We start from the raw sequence: 7,124 nt of genomic DNA, 5'->3' as shown, positions 1-7,124 counted from the left end.
TACATAAAATCCCCTAAATCAAAAAAATTGGTACTGCTAGGATTTTACTCCTATCAGTACCAAATATTGTAGACCCCAAATTAATCACCACAAAGTCTGGAGCATCAAAGCTAGCCAATTGGCTATTACTAAGTGGACGACTGTTGAAAGATAATCTTAGGGTATCGCTTTAAAGGAGTAATTTTAATTTGTTATTTTAGACCTTTGATTGAAATTACAACCTAACCAGTGGAAAAAAGGCCTCAATTGGCCCAGTAAAATCAACTTTTAGCTCATTAGCATCACCATCTAACCAAATAAAAGGCTCACCGTGCCAATCACCACCATGATTAGACTCAGTCAAGTCGTCGTTAAATCCGGTAAAACTAAGAAGATAATGATTTCTAAGCTTAAGATGAATATTAAGCCAAATTGGACATTCATCAGAAATTTCCGGTAGAAAAACATTCGACGATTAAGAGGTTGGGAAAAAAGCTCCTTAACGGCCTGGTTGGGATAAGAAGAACGAAGGTTGATTCATTAGAATCGGCCTTTCGTTCGCACTTATCCGCTAAGGCCGTGCTTTGGAGCGAACCAGCCAACTGGTTTGGCGTTTGTGAGCCCATGCAAGGCTGAATCGGTTGGTGCGACCGTCAGGGAAGCAACTACCATTCAGCTACTGCTTTGACCTTAGTTACTGAGTAACATTCGGAGATGAAAGAGAGCAATCCATTTTTGATTCATGGTACTAAGTTCTCCCAAATTTATTTAAAATCAGCTGGCCGCGGCCCTTGACCAAAGTAAGCCCAAATCGCATCCAAAATCCGTTTACTAGCATGGCCATCTCCATATGGATTCTTCGCATTGGTCATTGCTTGATAGTGGTCAGGATTATTTAATAAATCAAGCATCGCCTCGGTAACCGTCCTCTGTTCAGTTCCAACTAAGCGTAACGTTCCCGCAGTTACCCCTTCTGGCCGTTCAGTTGTGTCCCGCAATACCAAGACTGGCTTCCCTAAGCTTGGCGCTTCTTCTTGGACTCCACCAGAATCTGTCATGATGAAGTATGACCGTTGAGCTAGGTTATGGAAGTCAACAACATTAAGGGGCTTGATTAAATGAATCTTGGGATCATTACCAAGAACATCATTTGCCACTGCTTGTACCCGCGGTGATAAGTGAACTGGATAAACCATTTCAACGTCATCAGCTTGATCAACAACAGCTTTCATCGCTTGGAAGACCTGCCGCATTGGTTCTCCTTGGTTTTCTCGGCGGTGCATCGTGACTAAAATCATCCGGTGATCACTTGTTATTTGTTCTAATACTGGGTGATGATATTCTTTGGTCACAGTTGATTGTAAGGCATCGATAGCTGTATTCCCGGTAATATAAATCCGATCCTTAGGATGATTTTCTTTCAACAGATTTTGACGACTAAGACTTGTTGGCGCAAAATACAGTTCACTTAAATCATCAGTCATTTGTCTATTTAATTCTTCAGGAAAAGGTGAATATTTTTGCCAAGTGCGGAGACCAGCTTCAACGTGCCCCACCGGAACTTGTTGGTAGAAACTGGCCAAGCCAGCCGCAAAGCTCGTCGTGGTATCCCCATGGACTAGTACTAAATCCGGTTTTTCAGTTGCGATAATTTTTTCTAAGTTTAATAGAACTCGTGACGTAATTTGACCAAGTGTCTGATTTGGTTGCATGATGTCTAAATCATAATCTGGCTTAATTTTAAAAATCTTCAAGACCTGATCAAGCATTTCCCGGTGTTGGGCCGTTACTACCGTTGTGGTTTCAAAACGAGCATCATTTTTTAATTTTAAAACTAACGGTGCCATTTTTATGGCTTCTGGCCGCGTCCCAAAAACGGTCATAATCTTATATTTCATTTTTCTTCTCCACAGATGAAAAAGCCTGGAAGAACAAGAATGTTTTCCCAGTTGCTTTTAATAATCAGTTTTCAATTTTAATTGCTACTTGGCTTTCCTGCAACATACTTCCAATATGCCGCAAAGATTTCACGCGCCATAGTAATGTTTGCCCCACCATCATCGTTAGTTGAACCCGGAATTGATAAAGCCACCACAACTTGTGGATTATTCGATGGCGCATAGCCAGCAAAACTAAGGGTTGTAGTTTCATGCCCTTCTGAAACTGTTTCCGCCGTCCCGGTCTTTCCAGAAATCGAAGGCGTAACATCCTTTAACTTTCCAGCTGTAACATAGGTATTTGTCCCGTGCGTAACTAAGTATAAACCTTGGTGAATCAGATTAAAGTATGACTTTGGTGCATCGATTACGGATTGAACTTGCGGTTCCGTTTCAGATTGAACCTTCCCCAGAGAACCATCTGAGTTTGTTTCCCGGATTTGCTTAACTACATATGGTCGTAATTTGTAACCACCGTTAGCAATCGTTGACATGTACTGGGCCAGCTGTATAACCGTGTAAGCATCGTAGTTCCCGTAGGACAAGTCAAGCGCACTCCCAATGTGAGACTGGTCCGAAGCCCCTTTATATCCAACCGTTTCACCTGGTAAATCAATCCCCGTTTTAACCCCAAGGCCAAACATATTATAGTAATAACGCATTTTTGTAAAAATACTTGGTTTTAAAGTGATTTGGGTGTCATAGGAATATTTCATACCTCCGATTTTCATCAAAACTTGCATCATGTACGAGTTTGATGAAACTTCAAGGGCTTCCGGAGCTGTTAAGGCCATATTGGCACTCCCAGACTTATTAAACCAAGATGCCTTCACTGAAGTACCAGCAACCTTAATTGGTTTATCCGTTAAAACATTGTTTGACGGTGTAATCACTCCAGTCATCAAACCAGCCATCAAGGTTGCTGGCTTAACAACTGATCCCAATACGATTGGGTGATTAATCGCCCCAATCTGATCCACCGTTTCTTTCCCCGTCTTCGGGTTCCGATCTATTCCGGCCATGGCATAAATTGCTCCAGTATTTGGATTCATAACGACTGCATAAACCCCTGAAGAATAGGCATTTCCGGCCGAACTATAGTTACTTTCCAAAATACTTTGAACTTTCTTTTGGAATTCGCCGTTAATGGTGAGGACTAAATTGTCCCCCTTCTTACCAGCATATTTAAGCTTCGTAGTAGTTTTATTTCCCGTCGTTGAAACTTCAGTTTGTGACTTTGAACCTGCTAATGTTGCTTGGAAAAGCTTTTCTAGGTACGAAGCCCCAACGTTATCATTTCGGGAATAACCTTGTGCCAATAGTTCATTTTGGGTATCACTCGGAAGCCCAGTAGTCGTAACAGTCCCAACTAAAGATTGAATATCTTTTCCTTGCGGGTAATTTCTGGTCCAAGCAGTCCCAATTTTAACCCCTGGCAATTCACTAAGGTGTTCTCCAACCTCAGAAAGCTCTTTTGCCGTTACACCAGTAGCTTTAATATTAATGGTGGATAAGGAATAAGCCCCACTCATTGCCCCATAGATCATTGCTTTATTTTTTTCAGCTTCATCAAGGTGGAAAAATTTCGGATGGTGGTTTAAATACTTAACCGCGTCATCATAAGAACTCGTTGCTCCATTTTTGATGTGGGCTACTTTTTCAACCTTTTTTAAATGACTAGCATCTGCTAAGTAATAATCAATCTGGTTACGGTCCGTCAATCGCTCTGTATTTACCTTGATGTAATTACCTAGCCGATTAGCAACTTTGTACATATCAGCATCAGTAACCGTTGATCCCTTTGTATACGTGATTGCTTGGTGAGCCTGATTACCAACTAAAACTTTTCCAGTCGAATCATATATCATCCCTCGCTGCACATTATTCGTTTCGGTAGTGGTATCCGACTGTTTCACCAAAGCCTTATAGGAGGTACCATTTAAAACTTGTAAATAAAATAGCCGGATCCCTAGAGTTAATAATAATAAGGCAACAATCCAGAGTAATAGATTTAAACGAAAAGGAATGGCAGATTGAGAAGTTTGCCGTCTTTCATTTTCTCGATTAAAGATGCCTTTAAAACGTTTGAATAAATTCACAATCGATTCTCCTCGCAATTCGAATGCTGTTATTCTACCAAATTATTGACTACTTGTCCGCATTCAAAATTCCTCACTAACCACTCAATCTTACACTTTATTTTGTTTCAGAGGTAGTGATTTTAAGAAATTTTAATTTCGAGACTTAGTCACATTTTCGGTTTATAATTGTGATCAGCTTAAAACTTAATTGAAGGAGAAAATCAAAGTCAGTAAAATGACTTGATAATCGACAATCTTTTTCTGGAAGGACGATTATTTTGAAAAAGTCTTTTTTCCACCGCCAATGGGATTTATTACTTTGTTTTAGTATTCCAATTATTATTATGGGAGCCTACTTTGCGAGTCGCAAAATGGCCCCCTTTGGCTCGAGTTCAATTTTAACAGTTGACCTTGGCCAACAGTACGTTGATTTCTTTGCATACCTCCGGACGAGCCTCTTACATCACCCAAGTGGCTTGCTATATTCATTTAGTAAGGGACTAGGAGGTGAAATGTGGGGAACAAATGCCTATTACCTACTGAGTCCCCTCAATTTAATTTTACTTGCCTTTCCAAAGCAATGGTTAACCAGTGGTATTCTTTTGTTACTCTTACTAAAGTATGGCCTAGCTGGTTTAAGTTTTGGTTGGCTATTAAAGCGGGAAAGAATTCAAACTGGGATCCGTCTAATTGCCTTTAGTACTTCTTATGCTTTGATGGGTTGGATGATTGCTAACCAGTTAAATTTACTCTGGCTTGATGTCTTAACCTTATTGCCGCTAGTTATCTATGGATTAATTAAAATCACTCGTCAAGAAAGCTGGTTACCTTATCTCAGTTGGCTTACCTTACTAATAATCGATAATTATTACATGGCCTGGATGGTTTGCCTATTTACCATTCTTTTTTTCATTTGGCAACTTTCTCGTGTTCAGCTAAAAAAATCGAGAATTGGAAAAATCATTGCTACTTACCTTTTAACTTCGCTAGCAAGTGTTGGTCTGAGTGCTATTATTCTCCTGCCAACGGTAAGTGCTTTGCTAGGCAGTAAAGGTACTTATACTGAGACCCATATTAAATGGAAGTTTGAATATCAACCAATCAAAGAGTTGGCAAAGTTAGTTCCTGGCGCTTTTAATTTTAACCAAATGCCGAGTGGACAAGCTAATATTTACGTGGGAATGATCATTCTCTGTGGGGCTGGTTTATACTTTTTTGTAACTCAAGACCGATGGCCAAGTAAAGTAATCGCCGGCGGTATCATCGTTTTCTTGGTAGCTTCTTTTACCTTACAACCACTTGATTTACTCTGGCACCTCGGTCAATTTCCTGTTTGGTACCCGGCTCGTTTTTCATTTCTGCTATCATTCTGGCTTGTCTGGCTAGCCGCCCTTACCCTTAAGCCAGGCCAGAAAATTAGACCCTGGATTCTGTTAAGCTTCGCAGTGACGGCAGTCATAATTACGATTATTAATTTACATCTAGCAAAGAATTTAAGCTATATTAAGCCGTTAACAATTTATCTTGGCTTGGGCTTTGCCATCGCCGCAATTATCTTTTTATATCTAGAACCCTTTCGCTTACCATTTTTCAATTTTGCCTTTGTTTGTCTGGCAATTTTTGATGTTGGTTATAATGCAGTTAGTTCTTTGAATAACATTTCTTACGTTAGTCAAGCTCAATTTGCTGACTACACCTTACTACTTGATCAAGTTAGTGAACAAACTAAAAAGCATGACGCTGGCTTTTATCGGGTTGCCAAGGACTTTATGCGCACAAAAGATGATTCCTTCCAAGGTGATTTCTTCACGGGTGATAATTTTAGTTCAACTATGGAACCAGACGTCTCAAAATTTGTCCAAGCAATTGGTCAGCCAGGTGGCGACGGTTTTATTACTTACTCAAACGGAACTCCGGTCACGGACTCACTACTTGGCTTTAAATACTTTTGGCTTGCTCGCCACCAGGGTAAAGACAATCAAAATAATCAAGTCTTGCCACTAACGGCTTCGCGACCAGACTGGCGGCGGCAAAAAACGGTTTTCCAAACCAAGCAAATTACAGTTAAGCAAAATAAGTGGGCCCTACCAATTGCTTTTGGCGCAAGTGACCAAGCTAAGAAATTAAAACTTTTGACCTTAGATCCCCTCGCTTACCAATCCCAACTTTATCAAACCCTTGCTGGTAAGAAAACCGACCAAAATCTATTCACAGTACAAAACTTCGATCACGTTGAATTTGTCAATCTCTCTACGAGTGAACAGATCACTGGCGTAACGGTAAAGCGGCAACAACTTCTCGCGCCGGCACAATTAATTTTAACCATTAAGCCGCAAACCAATGACCCCTACTACCTAACTTTAGGCGCAGCACTTAAAGACACGGCAAATATTACCATTAATGGGAATCCACTAAATCAATATGCAACTTATCAGAATACAATTGTAACAACCGTCGCTGATCACGAAAAAGGAAAAACCGTTAAGATCACAATTAGTCTAAAAAAAGCGAGTCTATGGTTGCAAAATGTAAGTCTGTATCGGCTAAATTCTAAAGCCTTTGAAGCTAGTGCTAAGCAACTTCAATCTGAACCTCTTAAGATCACAAACTGGTATCAAAACCAAATTAAGGGAACAATCCATCTTAAAAGATCACACCAACTAATCATGACAACGATACCATACGCTAAGGGTTGGCACGTTAAACTTGATGGACAAAAGATAACCCCAATCAAGATTGCTGGAACCCTAATGGCCATTCCAGCCACTAAAGGAACTCATCAATTAACAATGACCTATTGGCCACCACTCTTTAATCTCGGAATTATGATTAGTCTACTCACCTTAGTAGGAGTAATTTTGGTATATCTTGGGCAACGAAAACCTAATCGTCACTGATTAACCTGTTCAAACCAGATCAAGTATAACTTAATCTAAATCTAAACAACCTAAGATTAGTTCAGGACGAATTTTACCATCCTGGACTTTTTTATTACCCTAAAGATAGAGCTAAGGTCGTCCATAGCCTCAGGGACTGCGAGTCCGTATCACAAAATGACCTCCGCTATCTTTGCTTTGATATTTTGATTTTCAGGTTGTGGGACTACGAGTTCGAGTATAGGAAATGA

At 40.1% G+C, this 7,124-nt stretch carries 3 protein-coding genes; 1 reads left to right on the top strand and 2 read right to left on the bottom strand.

Annotated features, from left to right (window positions below; genetic code table 11):
• Positions 1-743: 743 nt before the first annotated feature.
• Positions 744-1,877, bottom strand: coding sequence for a non-hydrolyzing UDP-N-acetylglucosamine 2-epimerase (wecB, locus tag H5993_RS08665; protein ID WP_204777057.1), 1,134 nt, complete (start codon positions 1,875-1,877; stop codon positions 744-746).
• A 77-nt stretch (positions 1,878-1,954) separates the two neighbouring features.
• Positions 1,955-4,015, bottom strand: coding sequence for a penicillin-binding transpeptidase domain-containing protein (locus H5993_RS08660; RefSeq protein ID WP_204777056.1), 2,061 nt, complete (start codon positions 4,013-4,015; stop codon positions 1,955-1,957).
• Between the two features lie 260 nt (positions 4,016-4,275).
• Here H5993_RS08660 and H5993_RS08655 point away from each other — a divergent pair, with 260 nt between their 5' ends.
• Positions 4,276-6,894 (top strand): YfhO family protein, encoded by a 2,619-nt coding sequence (locus H5993_RS08655; RefSeq protein WP_239458062.1) that lies wholly within the window; start codon positions 4,276-4,278, stop codon positions 6,892-6,894.
• The last annotated feature ends 230 nt before the right edge of the window (positions 6,895-7,124 follow it).

Origin of the sequence: Limosilactobacillus alvi, assembly GCF_016900115.1 — a bacterium.
Classification (GTDB): domain Bacteria; phylum Bacillota; class Bacilli; order Lactobacillales; family Lactobacillaceae; genus Limosilactobacillus; species Limosilactobacillus alvi.
This window is presented reverse-complemented; position numbering and strand designations above follow the sequence as displayed.